Here is a 15,149-nt window from a genome sequence, read left to right on the forward strand (position 1 = left end):
AAAGAATACGCTGTTTAAAGTGGATGCCCTCCATCATTTATTCCAAAAGAAAAACCCCATAAAAGGGGCTTTAATCTCATTGGATTTAATCTAAATTTTTCACTTTAAGTGTTTAACACCCGTTTCTAATATTTCCATTTGTAAAAGAATTTGTTCGTCTGTTATCTTCTTCTCTTCCCCATTGATAATTGCTTTATATAAATCATCATATACTCTTCCATAATCGCCATTTATGGATTTCACTGATTCCTCATGGATTGTTCCTTCTTCGTCCATATACGTTAGTACTCCATAGTGTTTTATCGTATCTACACCAAAATCTTTGTTAGCAGGCATGTAAAATAACTTTAAATGCTCTTCTTGACGATCCTTTGTTTCTTTTACAAAGGATCCCTTTTTTCCATGAACAACAAAGCTAGGTCTTTCTTTCAATCTAAAATAACTAGATTTTACAGAAACCTTTAGCTTTCCATAATACAGGTCTAAATCAAAGTAGTCATTCATTCTTCCTTGTCCTAATAATTGTCTTACATCATAATGAATATGATCTGGCTGGCCAAAATAACTGATAACCTGATCAAGTGTATGACAGCCATGTCCATATAAAAATGACTCTGCTGGATTATAAGACTGGGCAGATTCTGGTACTTCGGGACGATAATAATCATAATGCATTTCCACTTCCAGCAAGTCTCCTAGTTTTCCCTCTTCGATCACTTTTTGAACAGTTAGAAAATCACTATCAAATCGTCTGTTTTGATAGGCCTGAACAATTAAACCTTTCTCGCTTGCCATGGCAAATATTTCTTTTGCCTGTTCGGAAGTTTCCATAAAAGGCTTTTCAACTAAACAGTGTTTATTATGTTCTAGCGCTAATTTGGTGTATTCATAATGACTGTCATGTCTTGTGCAGATAACAACTAGTTGAATGTCCTTGTCATTTAATAGTTCATCTAAATCCGATGTATAGTTTACTCCTGCAATTCGGCCCCAACTCTCATTCTTAGGATTTCTTTGATAAATGGTTTTTACCTTTATATTCTCTCTTTGCAGTACAAACGGAAGATGATATCTATTTGTGCTTTTTCCATTTCCAATATAACCAATTGTAAGCATGTGGGTCCCCCTAAATATTTATTTAGTATTTATTCTTATTAAACCTGTTTTTCTAGCACCTTGTCATCTAAAAAGCACCTCCTAAAAACAATAGGTTAACCCTATATTAGGAGGTGCTTCTCGATTTTGTATAAATTATTTAACAGAAAAGCGACACGATGATAACACCTTTACCTTACATTAAGTGAAGTAAATGGAATACAATACCTACTGCAAATAATCCAAGAATCATAACGATTGGAGAAACTTTCTTCTTAAGCAACCACATGCAAAGAAGTGTTAATAACAATCCTGCTAAACCAGGAATTAAGCTATCTAAATTGCTTTGTAGAGTTGTTACTTTAACAGGATCTAATGAAAGACCGGCGGCCTGCTGTTCCAAGGCCATCTTCATTCCTTCCGCTCCATCAGGTAGCTTACCCCAATCGATAAAGGCACCGTCGTCCAGCTCAACCGAGGATACAACAGGCGTGAATTTAACGGATACCCACCGATTTACTAGCGCACCAAGGATAAACATCCCCAGAATGGAAGCTCCCTTGGTAATGTTTTGTAGTAATCCACCAGATAAGTCATCTGTAATCTTAGAACCAGCTTTATAACCAACCTCTTGTGTGTACCAAGTGAAGCCCATTCGAATAAGGTTCCATGCAAAAAAGTAAATAATTGGTCCAAGAATATTACCAGTCAAAGCAAGAGAAGCTGCTAATGCACCAAGGATTGGTTTAACCGTGAACCAGAAAACAGGATCACCAATACCAGCTAATGGTCCCATCATTCCAACTTTAACCCCTTGAATTGCTTTATCATCAACTGGCGCACCATTTGCACGTTCTTCTTCCAGTGCTAAAGTTACACCAAGAATTGGTGAAGCTACATAAGGATGTGTGTTAAAGAACTCTAAGTGACGTTTTAGTGCTTCAGCACGATCTTCTTTCGTTTTATATAATCTTTTAATGGCAGGAATCATAGAGAATGCCCAACCACCGTTTTGCATACGTTCATAGTTCCAAGAGCCTTGAATAAAAGTAGAACGCCACCAAACTGAAATACGATCTCTTTTTGATAATTTGAATGTTTTTTCCATTTTTGTCCCCTCCTTCTTAATAATTATCGATAATATCGCCTAACGGATCACCAGTGTTTCCATTTCCGCCATTACCAGAACCGCCTTTGTTAGAAAGAGCTATATAGATAAGGGCAAGAGCAACACCGATAGCACCAAGACCAATAAGAGTGATTTGTGAAACAGTTGCTAATACAAAACCAATTGCAAAGAACGGCCATACTTCTTTTGTAGCCATCATGTTAATAACCATTGCATAACCAACTGCTACTACCATTCCTCCACCGATTGCTAAACCATTTGTTAACCACGCTGGCATAGCTGTAAGTAAGTCACTAACCGGACCTGCACCAATCGCAATAATTAATGCAGCTGGAATTGCAATACGTAAACCTTGCAAGCAGATCGCGACAATATGCCATAATTCCACTTTTCTGATGTTTCCTTCTTTTGCTGCAGCATCCATTAAATGTGCTAATCCTGTAGCAATTGTACGAACGATGATTGTTAATAATAAACCTGCAACTGCAAGTGGAACAGCAATCGCAATAGCAGAAGATACCCCTGCATCCCCTTGACCACTTAGGACTAAAATAATGGCAGATGCAACAGATGCTAACGCAGCATCCGGAGCAACAGCTGCTCCAATGTTCGCCCAACCTAGAGCGATCATTTGAAGGGTACCACCTAAGATTAAACATGGAACTAATTCTCCTGTAACTAAACCGATTAACGTACAGGCAATGATTGGTTGATGAAAGTGAAATTCATCTAGGATTCCTTCCACACCAGCTAAAAATGCTACAATAATGACTAATAATATTTGAATCATATTCAAATCCATGCTGTTAAGCCTCCTTTTTCTTTGATAATCAGTTATTTTCGTTTATTCAGCTCTTCTTGAGCCTTCTTGATAATTTCATTCATATTACCTTTTGAATCGTTTGGAACTTTTCGTACATCAAAGCTTAATCCCGCTTCTTTTAATTTAGAAAAAGCGTCAATATCACTTTGATTAAAAGCTAACACCTTATTTGGTTGAACCTTACCAGGTGAGTGTGCCATAGAACCTACGTTAATAGTCTTCAATGGAACGCCGCCCTCAACAGCTCTAAGGGCATCTTGTGGATTTTCAAAAAGAAGCAATGCGCGCTGACCGCCAAAGTGTTGGTCATCTTTCGCAAGCTCGATCATTTTTTTCACTGGAACAACATGCGCTTTCACCCCTGGAGGAGCAGCTTGTTGGATTAATTTCTTTCGAAGTTCATCCTTTGCTACTTCATCCGATACAACGATAATGCGAGTAGGCTGCGTTGTTTTTGTCCAAGCAGTTGCTACTTGTCCGTGAAGTAAACGGGAATCGATACGTGCTAATACATATTCAAATTTCCCAGGAGCACCTGCATTTACTGGTTTAGCAGTAGTTGGAGCAGCTGTCGTTACTGGCTCTAGATTTTCAGGGCTTACTTTAACCCCTTCTCTAGCTGTATCCAAAATATGTGCGGCAATTTCATGCGCTGTGTTCATGGAGAAGCGTGATGCAAAAGCTTCAATCAGCATTGGTAAATTCAAACCTGCAACGATTGCCCATTTGTCTTTATGTTCTTCAATTAAGCCGGTCGCTTGATTGAAAGGGGTTCCACCCCAAAGATCGACTAAGAATAATACTTCGTCTTGATTGTCGAAAGTGGAAATTGCTTCTTTCATTTTGGCCTTTACATTATCCGGTCCTTCACTTGGCATCAATGTAACAGCTTTTACATTTTCTTGCTCTCCAAAGATCATCGTTCCAGATTGCAAGATACCACTAGCAAATTCACCGTGACTAGCAATGATGATTCCTACCATCTTTTTACCTCCTATTATTATTGTTACAGCTAAATAAACATTAACAATCTACTAAAGTATATTTTTAGCTGTATTTCCCAGCTCATTAAAAGCGATTACATAAAGCGGTTACAAACCCACTAAAAAACAAAAAAGCATGAGGAAAAAGCTGATCCAAATGTAGAAAATGGGTATAGTATGCCCCTTATTCTACATTTAACCATACTTTTCACTCATGCCTGATCGAATCAGTAACACGTAAAAAATAAAGACAATATCTATTTAAATTTCATTTGTAAACGCTTTAAACGGAGTGTTTCAATAGTTAGTTTTGCTTTAATGAGCTTCTACCAGAGATTATAGCACAATGAATATACGCTTTCAACAAATAAATTACTATTAATTTTTCTGCCTTCGTCCCTATCAGAACTAGGGTATGCCTTCCATTCCATCATGGAGATGATGGAAAAGCCGAATGATAAGAGATCCAATCCTCAGCTCTTTTCTTATCAGCCTACTCTTCTACGATTCTTTCTTTGAAGCGATTATTTTTTAGACTTTATCTTCAAGCCACGTTTGATTACATCAAAGAAGCTTAATGATTGAACCATATGCTTCGGATCCACATATTCACGGATTACTCGCAAAACTTTTTTCGGCTCTTTAGAAGAAAAGGTATATGTGCCATTTCTCTTCGTTTGGATAGAGTAACGTGGAATCCATTTCCCCTTGAACATAATGGAAGCAATCACGTAGTCCACTTCATCCCAAGGAATTTGAATAAACTTTCGAGCATCACGACTATTAAAAAATTCAAACCCTTTGTCTCCAATCATGATCTTCCCATATTCTGAAATTCCCGTATGTGAGGTTGCATTAATAACTAAATCGACTTTTGTATTAATTGATTGGACCATTTGTTGTACTCCATTTCTATCTTTTAATACGATAATTATACGTGTTTTTTCACTTTAAGCAAATACTTTGGGGAAGTTCACAATATTTTCGAAATGATGAAAGATTGATTTGGTTGTCTATTCATCGATGCTACGCTCTAGATTTCTGGAGTAAATAATGGATCTCCTAAGTGAATAAATCCCAGTTCTTCTCTTTTTTGTACAGCAAAAAAAGCCTCTCAAAAGTCAAATAAACTTTTAAGAGGCTTCCATTATTTAAGGGATAGAGGGGGCGTGATTACATCATGCCGCCCATTCCACCCATACCGCTCATATCAGGCATTGCAGCGCTACCTGCTGGTTCTGGCTTGTCAGCAACTACAGCTTCTGTAGTTAAGAACATAGCAGCAACACTTCCTGCGTTTTGTAATGCAGAACGAGTAACTTTAGTTGGGTCAACGATACCAGCTTCGATCATGTTTACCCACTCGCCGTTAGCAGCGTTGAAGCCTGTTCCTACTGGTTCGTTTTTCAATTTCTCAACGATTACAGATCCTTCTAGGCCTGCGTTAAATGCGATTTGACGAACTGGCTCTTCGATTGCGCGTAGAACGATGTTTACACCAGTTGCTTCGTCGCCTTCTGCTTGGATAGCAGCTACTTTATTGTATACGTTTAGAAGTGCTGTACCACCACCTGCTACGATTCCTTCTTCTACAGCAGCGCGAGTAGAGTTTAGAGCATCTTCGATACGTAATTTACGTTCTTTTAATTCTGTTTCAGTTGCAGCACCAACTTTAACTACTGCTACACCACCAGCAAGTTTTGCAAGACGCTCTTGTAGTTTTTCACGGTCAAATTCAGAAGTAGTTTCTTCTAATTGAACACGAAGTTGGTTTACACGTGCTTGGATATCATCAGATGAACCTGCACCTTCTACAATTGTAGTAGTTTCTTTCGTAATTACTACTTTTGCAGCGCGTCCTAAAGATTCAATAGATGTTGTCTTAAGCTCTAAGCCAAGATCTTCTGTGATTACTTGACCGCCAGTTAAAACAGCGATATCTTCTAGCATTGCTTTACGACGATCACCAAATCCAGGAGCTTTAACAGCTACTGCAGTGAATGTACCACGAAGTTTGTTTAATACTAATGTAGCATTTGCTTCGCCTTCTACGTCTTCTGCAACGATTAATAATGGTTTACCTTGTTGAACTACTTGCTCCAACACTGGTAAAATTTCTTGGATGTTTGAAATCTTTTTATCTGTGATTAAGATATATGGATTTTCAAGAACAGCTTCCATTTTATCTGAATCAGTTACCATATATGGTGATACATATCCACGGTCGAATTGCATACCTTCTACTACGTCTAATTCAGTAGTGAAGCCTTTAGATTCTTCGATTGTAATAACACCGTCGTTACCAACGCGTTCCATTGCTTCAGCAATTAATTGTCCTACTTCTTCATCAGCAGAAGAAATAGCAGCAACTTGTGCAATAGAAGCTTTGCCTTCGATTGGTTTAGATATAGCTTTTAATTCTTCAATTGCTGCAGCAATCGCTTTGTCCATCCCTTTACGGATGCCCATTGGATTAGCTCCAGCTGTAACGTTTTTAAGACCTTCACGGATCATTGCTTGTGCTAGAACTGTTGCAGTTGTTGTACCGTCCCCTGCAACATCATTTGTTTTGCTTGCTACTTCAGCAACAAGTTTTGCACCCATGTTTTCGAATGCATCTTCTAGTTCGATTTCTTTTGCAATTGTTACACCATCATTTGTAATAAGTGGTGAACCATATTTTTTCTCAAGAACCACGTTACGTCCTTTTGGTCCAAGTGTTACTTTTACAGCATCTGCTAGAGCATCTACCCCACGCAGCATAGCACGGCGAGCTTCTTCACTAAATTTAATATCTTTAGCCATTTTGAAAAACCTCCTCAAGTATTGTTATTCTCATGTATTTTTTATTCAGTAATCTCTTATGTTAAAGTAGAATTAGCCAACGATAGCTAAAATGTCGCTTTCGCGAAGAATCAAGTACTCTTTACCTTCGTATTTTACTTCAGTACCAGAGTATTTTGAGAAGATAATGCGGTCATCGACAGATACTTCAAGAGCAACACGCTCTCCGTTATCTAGTACGCGACCAGTTCCTACAGCTACTACTTTGCCTTCTTGAGGCTTTTCTTTAGCAGAGTCTGGTAATACGATACCACTTGCAGTTTTTTCTTCTGTTTCAACAAGCTCAATAATAATGCGATCTCCTAATGGCTTTAACAAGTGAAACAACCTCCTCAAATTATATACATTTTATTTTCTTATTAGCACTCAATCACTATGAGTGCTAACACAATTATTATATTAATTAATCTTTTCTCATAATGCAAGAGACAAGACTTATTTTTCCGTAAAATTTTTTCTAGTTTCTATTGCCCTTAGAAAGTATATACGTTAAAGCTTCAAATATTCACTCTTTCTATTATTTTAGTTGTTACTATTTGAAACAGCGCACCTCTTATTAGTAGAATAGAAAGTATGATTGTCTCTTTACTCAAATATAATAAGTACAGATTAACTTAGATATATACCTTTCTCGCTTATTGTTTAAACCATCATATTTAAAGGAGCTTTTATTTTGAAAAAAGAATATTGGATTATCTTAATAGCTTACATCGCCATGCAACTTTCCACTTTTGTTGGAGTTCCGCTTGTTCTTTTTATCGCTGATTTACTTGGATACAATCCAGCTTCTAAAGCGATTCAATTCCAATCTGGCGTTATTTGGCTAATAGTTAGTTTTATCCTTGCTTTAATCATCTGCCTTCTTTTATTAAGAAAAGAAATGCGATATCCCATGCGTGCAGATGCGATGAGCATTCCATCTTCTATTGGCTGGGCAATTGGCGGGGTTTTTCTGTCTTTATTTGCCCAAAGTTTTGCAGGAATAATTGAACAGTTATTAGGCATTAAACCAGGGTCAGAAAACACAGAACAAATTATGCGTCTAATTGATGCAGCACCATTTGTTATTCTGGTAGTAAGTATTATTGGACCGATATTAGAGGAAATAGTTTTCCGTAAAATCATTTTCGGTTCCCTTTATAAGCGATTCGGATTTTTTCTCTCTGCACTAGTTAGTTCCCTTATCTTTGCAGTTGCTCATATGGATTTTGTCCATATCCTACTATACGCAAGCATGGGCTTTACATTCGCCTTCCTTTATGTGAAGACAAAAAGAATCCTTGTGCCAATCTTCGCCCATGTCGCAATGAATACACTCGTCGTTATTATGCAATTAAACTATGACCGAATTATCGAATGGCAGGAAAAATACTCGGGCGTAACACAATTTATTGGAGGATTTTTATAAAATGAGAAGATCACCGTTATTTTCAGGAGTTCTATATATTATTTTCGGAGCTCTCTTTACGTATTTTGCTATCCACGATTTACAAAATAACCAAGATTGGGGTTTTTATACGTATTTACTAGTTATCCTGGCAACCTTTGATATCGGATCAGGAATCAAATTAATCAACTTTCATTTTTTCCTAAAAAAAAACCAAGCCAATGCTAAAAAGCCGAAGTAATGGATAAATAGGCTATAAAACTGAATTACTTGGAGCGGAAATTAACGTACCTTATAAAAAAAAACAAAAAATGCGTGTATAAGAATGTAGTTACCTCTACACCCTTATACACGCATTTCCTTTTTATTCTTCCGTTTCCTCTACCTCTACTACATCCGGAGAAGGATAATGCTTTAAAAAATAAACAAGTGATTGTAGCTCCACAGCCAAATCAATATGATGAACTCTCACATTTGCTGGCACATTTAAGCGTGCAGGCGTGAAATTCAATATCCCTTTAATATTGCTCTCTACTAAACGATCTGTAATGACCTGTGCTGCATTTGCCGGTACCGTTAATATCGCTACTTCTACGCCGTTATCTTGCAGAACCTTCTCTAAATCATCCATATGATGAATAGGCACATCGTTCACTAAAGTGCCAATCTTATCTTCTACTACATCAAATCCTACTTCTATTTTTGTGTTATTATTTTTTAAGAAGTTATATTTCAAAAAGGCAACTCCTAGATTACCAACACCAATTAAAGCTACTTTCGTTAGTTCATCTTGGTCCAATGTTTTACGGAAAAACGATAATAAATAGTTTACATTATATCCATATCCCTTTTTCCCGAGCGCACCAAAATAAGAGAAATCCCTTCTTATTGTTGCAGAATCTACCTTCACCGCTTCACTTAATTCAGCAGAAGACACTCTCTGCTTGCCTGATGAATGTAAGTTTTTTAAAAAACGATAATATAGTGGTAACCGCTTTGCTGTTGCTTGCGGTATTTTCATTACCTCATTATGCATACTTATCCCCTACCTATATTTAAAAATTAGCAGTTATTACTACTGCTCTCTTTTGTAATCGCCGCTTTTCCCACCCGACTTCTCGACTAAATAAGTGGGGCCAATTACCATCCCTTTATCCATACTTTTACACATATCATAAATAGTTAATGCTGTCACAGATGCAGCAGTCAATGCTTCCATTTCCACGCCCGTACTTCCAACTGTCTTTACTATTGCGGAAATAATCAATCGGAAATCTTCCGCATCTTCTTCCCATTGAAACGATATATCGACACCCTTCAACATTATCGGGTGACACATAGGTATAATATCAGCTGTTTTTTTAGCAGCCATAATTCCTGCTATTTGGGCAACAGCTAATACATCCCCTTTTTTTATTTCCTGCTTTGTGATTTTCTCATAGATTTCTTCACTTACTCTAATACTAGATAGAGCAACAGCTATGCGAGCGGTTTCAGTTTTTTCTGATATATCAACCATTTTCGCATGGCCTTCCTGATTAAAATGTGTAAACTCCCCCATAATAACACCTCTAAGCAAAATGATACACTATTTTAAAGGGAATGTGTATTTATTATCACTTTTTTCCCCATTCCACTTTATTGCAGGATAACATATTTATAGGTTACACTTATGGTACATAATCCCCTGAGGTGAAGAAATGATACTATTACAAGTAAATCAGCTATCGAAGCACTTTGGAGCTGAACTTATCTTATCAAATATAAAATTAGAAGTACAAACGAGAGACAGAATCGCTCTAGTGGGAAGAAATGGTGCTGGGAAATCTACCTTATTAAAAATAATTGCCGGGCAGCTATCTTATGACTCCGGTGAAATTATCAAGCCGAAAACTGTAGAAATAGGCTATCTAGCCCAAAATACTGGCCTAGAATCAAGTCTTTCGATTTGGGATGAGATGTTGACGGTTTTCCATGACCTTCAAGTAAAAGAAAGGCATTTAAGAAAACTGGAACAACAGATGTCAGATCCGAACACAATCGAAAATCCGGAAGCTTTTGAGAGAATTTTAAAGGAATATGACCACCTGCAATTCGAATTTAAAGAAAGTGGCGGCTATCAATACGAAGCCGATATCCGTTCCGTTTTACACGGACTTAACTTTAATAATTTCGATTATAGTACAAAAATTGCTGCCTTAAGCGGTGGGCAGAAAACAAGATTAGCATTAGCAAAACTTCTGCTAACCACACCAGATATCCTTATACTAGATGAACCGACAAACCACCTTGATATTGAAACATTATCTTGGTTAGAGCAATACTTACAAGGCTATAAGGGTGCCGTGTTAATCGTTTCCCATGACCGTTATTTCCTTGATAAAGTTGTGACCCAAGTGTACGAAATATCCAGACATCATATTCAAAAGTTTATTGGTAACTATAGCGGTTATCTTGAACAAAAAGCGGCAAATTATGAGCGAGAAATGAAACTTTATGAAAAGCAACAAGATGAAATTGTGAAGCTAGAGACATTCATTCAAAAAAACCTGGCACGAGCATCCACAACCAAAAGAGCACAAAGTCGCAGAAAAACATTAGATAAAATGGAACGAATGGATCGTCCAGACGGCAATGAAAAATCAGCATCCTTTGGTTTTGAAATTACAAAACAAACTGGAAATGATGTTTTGAAAATTAATGATCTTTCTATTGGATATAAAGATACTACTGTATCGAAAAATATCTCCTTCCAAATTAATAGAGGAGATAGCGTTGCACTTGTTGGTCCAAATGGTGTTGGTAAATCAACACTTTTAAAAACAATCATTGATACGCTTCCTAAGCACGCAGGTTCCATTACACTTGGATCAAATGTCATGATTGGATACTATGACCAAGAGCAAGCAGAATTAAACTCCAATAAACGAGTGCTGAATGAACTTTGGGATGACTTCCCGCTCACACCTGAAAAAGATATTCGTACTGTACTCGGCAATTTCTTATTTTCGGGTGACGATGTTTTAAAAATAGTTAACTCATTAAGCGGCGGAGAAAAAGCGCGTTTAGCACTATCTAAACTAATGATGGAAAAACCAAATGTATTAATTTTGGACGAGCCAACCAACCATCTAGACTTAGATAGTAAAGAAGTACTTGAAAATGCTTTAATCGATTATCCAGGCACAATTTTATTTGTTTCCCATGACCGTTATTTTATTAACAGGATTGCGACAAAGGTGATTGAATTAGATAAGGAAGGATCCACAGAATTCTTAGGTGACTATGATTATTATGTGGAAAAGAAGCTAGAGCAAGCAGAAATCCAAGCATTAGAAGCGAACTCTGCTCAACAGCAAGAGCTAAACGCTGGAACAGAGGATAAAACCTCTTACCAAATGAGCAAGGAAGCGAAAAAAATAGAGCGCCAAAGAGTCAGAAGGATTGAAGAAATCGAAACAACCATTGAAGAACTGGAATCAAAAGTATCGGAACATGAAACTCTCCTATGTGAACCTGAAATTTTCCAAGACCATGAAAAGGTTTTAGAGCTAAATAAAAGCCTTGAACAGTTAAAGGACCAAATGGAACGATTAATGGATGAATGGACCGAATTATCAGATAAGTAAAAAGTACTGGGTATTCATTTACCCAGTACTTTTTTTCCACATTATTATCCACATATTAAGGAGCTGTTTTATAAGCTTTCCACATATTTACCCACATTATCCACATAATACGAATAAATTACTCACATTATCCACAGATTGTGTATATAACATCATATTTATTCACAATTATTCTTTTCTATGCAAATGGGGAAAAGGTCTTAAGCTTCCTTAATTGTGGATTGTTATATCCAAACCTGGATTTCCATTCAAATCTAATTGTGCTCGCTGACCTTTTTCAAAGAAAATAGTTCCCGCTGCAGCAATCATCGCCGCATTATCTGTGCATAAGGATAATGGTGGAATCGTTAATTTAACAGAATCAAGCTCTTTAAACTTATCCACAAGCGCTGTTCGCAGTCCTTTATTAGCAGCAACACCTCCAGCTAATACAACTTGCTTCACCTTGTATTGGCCTGCTGCTTCCACAGTCTTTGATACCAATACATCTACAACACTTTCTTGAAAGCTAGCTGCCAAATCTTCTGGTCTAATAACTTCTCCGCGTTGTTCAGCGTTATGCACAGTATTAATAACTGCCGATTTCAATCCACTGAAGCTAAAATCATATGTGCCTTCTATCCACGCTCTTGGCAGTTTAACCGCCCTTGGATTTCCTTCTGCTGCTAGTCGATCAATATGTGGACCACCAGGATAAGGAAGATTAAGTGTTCTCGCTACTTTATCGTATGCCTCTCCAGCAGCGTCATCCCTCGTTTCCCCAATTACTTCAAAATGACCATGCTCTCTCATTAATACTAGTTCTGTATGTCCACCAGATACCACAAGTGCTAATAAAGGAAATTCCAAGTTATCCACAAGCTGATTAGCATAAATATGCCCTGCGATATGATGAACACCAACAAGGGGGATATCATGTGCAAAACTAATTGCTTTTGCAGCATTGACTCCAATTAAAAGCGCTCCTACTAAACCTGGACCCTCTGTAACTGCTATAGCATCAATGTCTTCATACGTAATATCTGCTTGCGAAAGTGCTTCCTCTATCACAAGCGTAATTTGCTCAACATGATGTCTCGAAGCAATCTCGGGGACAACGCCACCGAATCGCTTATGACTTTCAATTTGTGAAGCAACAATATTTGAAAGTATTTCTTTTCCGTTTTTTACTATCGAAACCGCTGTCTCATCACAACTTGTTTCCATGCCCATTATAATCACATTATTATTTTTCATAATTTCACCCACATTACTAAAGCATCTTCTTGATTATCTGTATAATACTTCTTTCTGATTGCACCATTTTGAAATCCAAGTTTTCTATATAAATTCTGTGCTACAACATTTGTTACACGAACTTCTAATGTCATAGAAGCCGCACCAAGCTTTCTTGCCTCATCCATTACCTTGTTAAGCAATGTTTCACCAAGCTTTTTGCCTCTATATTCTGGTAGAATCGCGATATTTGTAATATGGGCTTCATCTACAACAATCCATACTCCACAATATCCAACGAGCTCGCTATCATGCTGAATAACCATATATTTTGCAAACCGATTTTGCGTTAGCTCATTATAAAACGCCTCTTTGCTCCAAGGTGTAGCAAAAGAAATCGTTTCTATTTTAAAAACATTATCTATATCCGCGACTGTCATATAGCGAAATTCAAATGCTGACATTATCCCCTGTCTTCCTTTTTCTCTTTTTTATTTGCTTTAAGCCAATTTGCCTCTGCCTCTGCTAATCGAATATAATTAGGTGTAAACGTATGTATCTCTTCTGCTTGTCTCGTTTCGCCTAACATTGCAAGAATAGATGGTCTCGGATTAAATTCCACTGCACCTGCTAAAAGAGCAAGCTCTCCCAACCCATCCTTAATGACTTCTTGATGAAGGGGTAAATCATTCCCCACAAATAATACTCGTTGCTTCAATGGAGCAAGCTGCTGAGCCCAATCTTTAGATAAAATCAACTGATCATTTTTAACTATTTCCACATCATTACTTGTAAATTGATAAAGCCCTGTATAAATCTGCCCTCTCCTAGCATCGAAAAGCGGAGACACATAACCATCAAAATATCGTCCCACAGATGCAGCAAGAACTTCTAGACTAGAAACACCAACTAACGGAATCTTTAGTGTCCAGGCAAGTGTTTTGGCAATGGTTACCCCAATTCGAACACCCGTATAAGATCCAGGCCCTTTTGCTACGACAATTTTTGAAAGATCTTTTGGCTTTATATCACAATCCTTCATTAATTGCTCAATTGCAGGCATCGCTCTAATCGAATGGTTTTTTTTCAGGTTTGTGATATACTCCCCGATTACCTTTCCATCTTCATATAATGCAATTCCTAAAACAAAATTTGACGTATCTATTGCTAATATTTTCATTCAAATAACTCCTTACATAATTGCGTATAACGGGAACCTTTAGGGGATAAAACAATTTTTCTTCCTGAAGTGTTGTCATAGAACAATTGAATTTGCAAATATTCTACTGGCAGTTGATCCTCAATTAAATGGGCCCACTCCACTACAGTGACTCCAGCCCCTTCGAAATACTCCTCAAATCCCAAATCCTCATCGCTATCCTTTAATCGATAGACATCCATATGATACAACGGTAATTTCCCTTGGTACTCTTTAATTATCGTAAAGGTTGGACTGTTAACCGTTTTAGTTATTCCTAACCCTTTCGCTATTCCTTTTGTAAAAGTTGTTTTGCCAGCCCCAAGATCACCTTCTAATGTGATTACATCTCCTGCTTCTAAGAGCAACCCAATTCGCTCAGCAAAACTAATCGTATCTTCTGCATTATCTGCCTTCCATTCAAAGTTATTCATAAATTACTCCTAATACAAATTTAATAATGGTATTACTTTTTATTATACTCAATAACCCACTGAGTCTAAAGTCAGTCTCCTTGTTTTTTCGCGGAAACAGAATAGTTTCTCCCAAAATCATAAAAAAACAAAATAATAATTCAAATAACTTCATCATGCTTTAACTTTCTTTTTCATCTAGTTATCCACAGTCTCTCCATTTTAGAAATTCCTAGACGAACAAAAAAATCCTTAGGTTACTTCCTAAGGATTTTTCATTGTTTGATTGCGGGGACAGGATTTGAACCTGCGACCTTCGGGTTATGAGCCCGACGAGCTACCAGACTGCTCCACCCCGCGACGATATAAAATAATAAAAGCCTGGCGACGTCCTACTCTCACAGGGGGAGAACCCCCAACTACCATCGGCGCT

General features: G+C 37.4%; 16 protein-coding genes and 1 tRNA gene. 3 read left to right on the forward strand and 14 right to left on the reverse strand.

Annotated elements, in window-relative coordinates:
* Positions 1-99: 99 nt before the first annotated feature.
* The 7 genes from RTL21_RS17340 to groES all read right to left on the reverse strand — a co-directional run bounded on the left by RTL21_RS17340 (position 100) and on the right by groES (position 7,192).
* Positions 100-1,116, reverse strand: a complete 1,017-nt coding sequence (locus tag RTL21_RS17340) for an oxidoreductase (protein ID WP_312097612.1) — start codon at positions 1,114-1,116, stop codon at positions 100-102.
* 175 nt (positions 1,117-1,291) lie between these two features.
* A complete protein-coding gene (locus RTL21_RS17345) occupies positions 1,292-2,203 on the reverse strand; it encodes a PTS system mannose/fructose/sorbose family transporter subunit IID (protein ID WP_312097614.1) in 912 nt (303 codons plus the stop codon).
* A 16-nt stretch (positions 2,204-2,219) separates the two neighbouring features.
* Positions 2,220-3,026, reverse strand: coding sequence for a PTS mannose/fructose/sorbose transporter subunit IIC (locus RTL21_RS17350; protein WP_396954466.1), 807 nt, complete (start codon positions 3,024-3,026; stop codon positions 2,220-2,222).
* Between the two features lie 32 nt (positions 3,027-3,058).
* Positions 3,059-4,030, reverse strand: a complete 972-nt coding sequence (locus RTL21_RS17355) for a mannose/fructose/sorbose PTS transporter subunit IIA (protein WP_312097616.1) — start codon at positions 4,028-4,030, stop codon at positions 3,059-3,061.
* A gap of 524 nt (positions 4,031-4,554) precedes the next feature.
* On the reverse strand, positions 4,555-4,926 hold the full coding sequence (locus tag RTL21_RS17360; protein ID WP_312097618.1) for a DUF956 family protein: 372 nt from the start codon (positions 4,924-4,926) through the stop codon (positions 4,555-4,557).
* A gap of 277 nt (positions 4,927-5,203) precedes the next feature.
* Entirely contained in the window at positions 5,204-6,835 is a 1,632-nt protein-coding gene (groL, locus tag RTL21_RS17365) for a chaperonin GroEL (protein ID WP_312097619.1), read from the reverse strand.
* Positions 6,836-6,907: 72 nt separating this feature from the next.
* On the reverse strand, positions 6,908-7,192 hold the full coding sequence (gene groES, locus RTL21_RS17370; RefSeq protein ID WP_016204035.1) for a co-chaperone GroES: 285 nt from the start codon (positions 7,190-7,192) through the stop codon (positions 6,908-6,910).
* Positions 7,193-7,547: 355 nt separating this feature from the next.
* Between groES and RTL21_RS17375 the strand changes: the two genes are divergently transcribed.
* Together RTL21_RS17375 and RTL21_RS17380 are read left to right on the forward strand one after the other, a co-directional pair.
* On the forward strand, positions 7,548-8,282 hold the full coding sequence (locus tag RTL21_RS17375) for a CPBP family intramembrane glutamic endopeptidase (RefSeq protein WP_312097620.1): 735 nt from the start codon (positions 7,548-7,550) through the stop codon (positions 8,280-8,282).
* A gap of 1 nt (position 8,283) precedes the next feature.
* Positions 8,284-8,502: a YdiK family protein gene (locus RTL21_RS17380; protein ID WP_312097621.1), complete on the forward strand. Its 219-nt coding sequence runs from the start codon at positions 8,284-8,286 to the stop codon at positions 8,500-8,502.
* A gap of 123 nt (positions 8,503-8,625) precedes the next feature.
* Here the strand turns inward: RTL21_RS17380 and RTL21_RS17385 are convergent, their stop codons facing one another.
* Both RTL21_RS17385 and moaC read right to left on the reverse strand, forming a co-directional pair.
* Positions 8,626-9,297, reverse strand: coding sequence for a redox-sensing transcriptional repressor Rex (locus RTL21_RS17385; RefSeq protein WP_312097623.1), 672 nt, complete (start codon positions 9,295-9,297; stop codon positions 8,626-8,628).
* A 39-nt stretch (positions 9,298-9,336) separates the two neighbouring features.
* A complete protein-coding gene (gene moaC / locus RTL21_RS17390) occupies positions 9,337-9,822 on the reverse strand; it encodes a cyclic pyranopterin monophosphate synthase MoaC (protein ID WP_312097624.1) in 486 nt (161 codons plus the stop codon).
* Positions 9,823-9,961: 139 nt separating this feature from the next.
* On the opposite strand from moaC, the gene RTL21_RS17395 reads away from it, so the two are divergent.
* Positions 9,962-11,890 (forward strand): ABC-F family ATP-binding cassette domain-containing protein, encoded by a 1,929-nt coding sequence (locus tag RTL21_RS17395; protein WP_312097626.1) that lies wholly within the window; start codon positions 9,962-9,964, stop codon positions 11,888-11,890.
* Between the two features lie 210 nt (positions 11,891-12,100).
* Here RTL21_RS17395 and tsaD read toward each other — a convergent pair whose 3' ends face one another.
* The 5 genes from tsaD to RTL21_RS17420 form a co-directional block, all read right to left on the reverse strand.
* The gene (tsaD, locus tag RTL21_RS17400; protein WP_312097627.1) at positions 12,101-13,126 is read right to left on the reverse strand and encodes a tRNA (adenosine(37)-N6)-threonylcarbamoyltransferase complex transferase subunit TsaD; all 1,026 of its coding nucleotides are present in this window, start codon (positions 13,124-13,126) and stop codon (positions 12,101-12,103) included.
* Entirely contained in the window at positions 13,123-13,569 is a 447-nt protein-coding gene (gene rimI / locus RTL21_RS17405) for a ribosomal protein S18-alanine N-acetyltransferase (RefSeq protein ID WP_312097628.1), read from the reverse strand. Before rimI ends, tsaD begins: the two co-directional genes overlap by 4 nt.
* Positions 13,569-14,285, reverse strand: coding sequence for a tRNA (adenosine(37)-N6)-threonylcarbamoyltransferase complex dimerization subunit type 1 TsaB (tsaB, locus tag RTL21_RS17410; protein ID WP_312097630.1), 717 nt, complete (start codon positions 14,283-14,285; stop codon positions 13,569-13,571). Before tsaB ends, rimI begins: the two co-directional genes overlap by 1 nt.
* Complete coding sequence (gene tsaE / locus RTL21_RS17415) at positions 14,282-14,737, reverse strand: tRNA (adenosine(37)-N6)-threonylcarbamoyltransferase complex ATPase subunit type 1 TsaE (RefSeq protein WP_312097631.1); 456 nt, start codon at positions 14,735-14,737, stop codon at positions 14,282-14,284. Before tsaE ends, tsaB begins: the two co-directional genes overlap by 4 nt.
* A gap of 265 nt (positions 14,738-15,002) precedes the next feature.
* Positions 15,003-15,076: transfer RNA gene (locus RTL21_RS17420), tRNA-Met, on the reverse strand.
* Positions 15,077-15,149 lie beyond the last annotated feature (73 nt).

Source organism: Niallia sp., from assembly GCF_031978665.1.
Classification (GTDB): domain Bacteria; phylum Bacillota; class Bacilli; order Bacillales; family Cytobacillaceae; genus Niallia.

What these genes read in the sequence shown, in the direction of transcription:
- RTL21_RS17380 (WP_312097621.1), top strand. Translation starts at nt 8,284, where the DNA reads ATGAGAAGATCACCGTTATTTTCAGGAGTTCTATATATTATTTTCGGA.
- rimI (WP_312097628.1), bottom strand. Translation starts at nt 13,569, where the DNA reads ATGTCAGCATTTGAATTTCGCTATATGACAGTCGCGGATATAGATAAT.
- tsaE (WP_312097631.1), bottom strand. Translation starts at nt 14,737, where the DNA reads ATGAATAACTTTGAATGGAAGGCAGATAATGCAGAAGATACGATTAGT.
- groL (WP_312097619.1), bottom strand. Translation starts at nt 6,835, where the DNA reads ATGGCTAAAGATATTAAATTTAGTGAAGAAGCTCGCCGTGCTATGCTG.
- RTL21_RS17355 (WP_312097616.1), bottom strand. Translation starts at nt 4,030, where the DNA reads ATGGTAGGAATCATCATTGCTAGTCACGGTGAATTTGCTAGTGGTATC.
- tsaB (WP_312097630.1), bottom strand. Translation starts at nt 14,285, where the DNA reads ATGAAAATATTAGCAATAGATACGTCAAATTTTGTTTTAGGAATTGCA.
- RTL21_RS17385 (WP_312097623.1), bottom strand. Translation starts at nt 9,297, where the DNA reads ATGCATAATGAGGTAATGAAAATACCGCAAGCAACAGCAAAGCGGTTA.
- RTL21_RS17395 (WP_312097626.1), top strand. Translation starts at nt 9,962, where the DNA reads ATGATACTATTACAAGTAAATCAGCTATCGAAGCACTTTGGAGCTGAA.
- moaC (WP_312097624.1), bottom strand. Translation starts at nt 9,822, where the DNA reads ATGGGGGAGTTTACACATTTTAATCAGGAAGGCCATGCGAAAATGGTT.
- RTL21_RS17345 (WP_312097614.1), bottom strand. Translation starts at nt 2,203, where the DNA reads ATGGAAAAAACATTCAAATTATCAAAAAGAGATCGTATTTCAGTTTGG.
- RTL21_RS17360 (WP_312097618.1), bottom strand. Translation starts at nt 4,926, where the DNA reads ATGGTCCAATCAATTAATACAAAAGTCGATTTAGTTATTAATGCAACC.
- RTL21_RS17350 (WP_396954466.1), bottom strand. Translation starts at nt 3,026, where the DNA reads ATGGATTTGAATATGATTCAAATATTATTAGTCATTATTGTAGCATTT.
- tsaD (WP_312097627.1), bottom strand. Translation starts at nt 13,126, where the DNA reads ATGAAAAATAATAATGTGATTATAATGGGCATGGAAACAAGTTGTGAT.
- RTL21_RS17340 (WP_312097612.1), bottom strand. Translation starts at nt 1,116, where the DNA reads ATGCTTACAATTGGTTATATTGGAAATGGAAAAAGCACAAATAGATAT.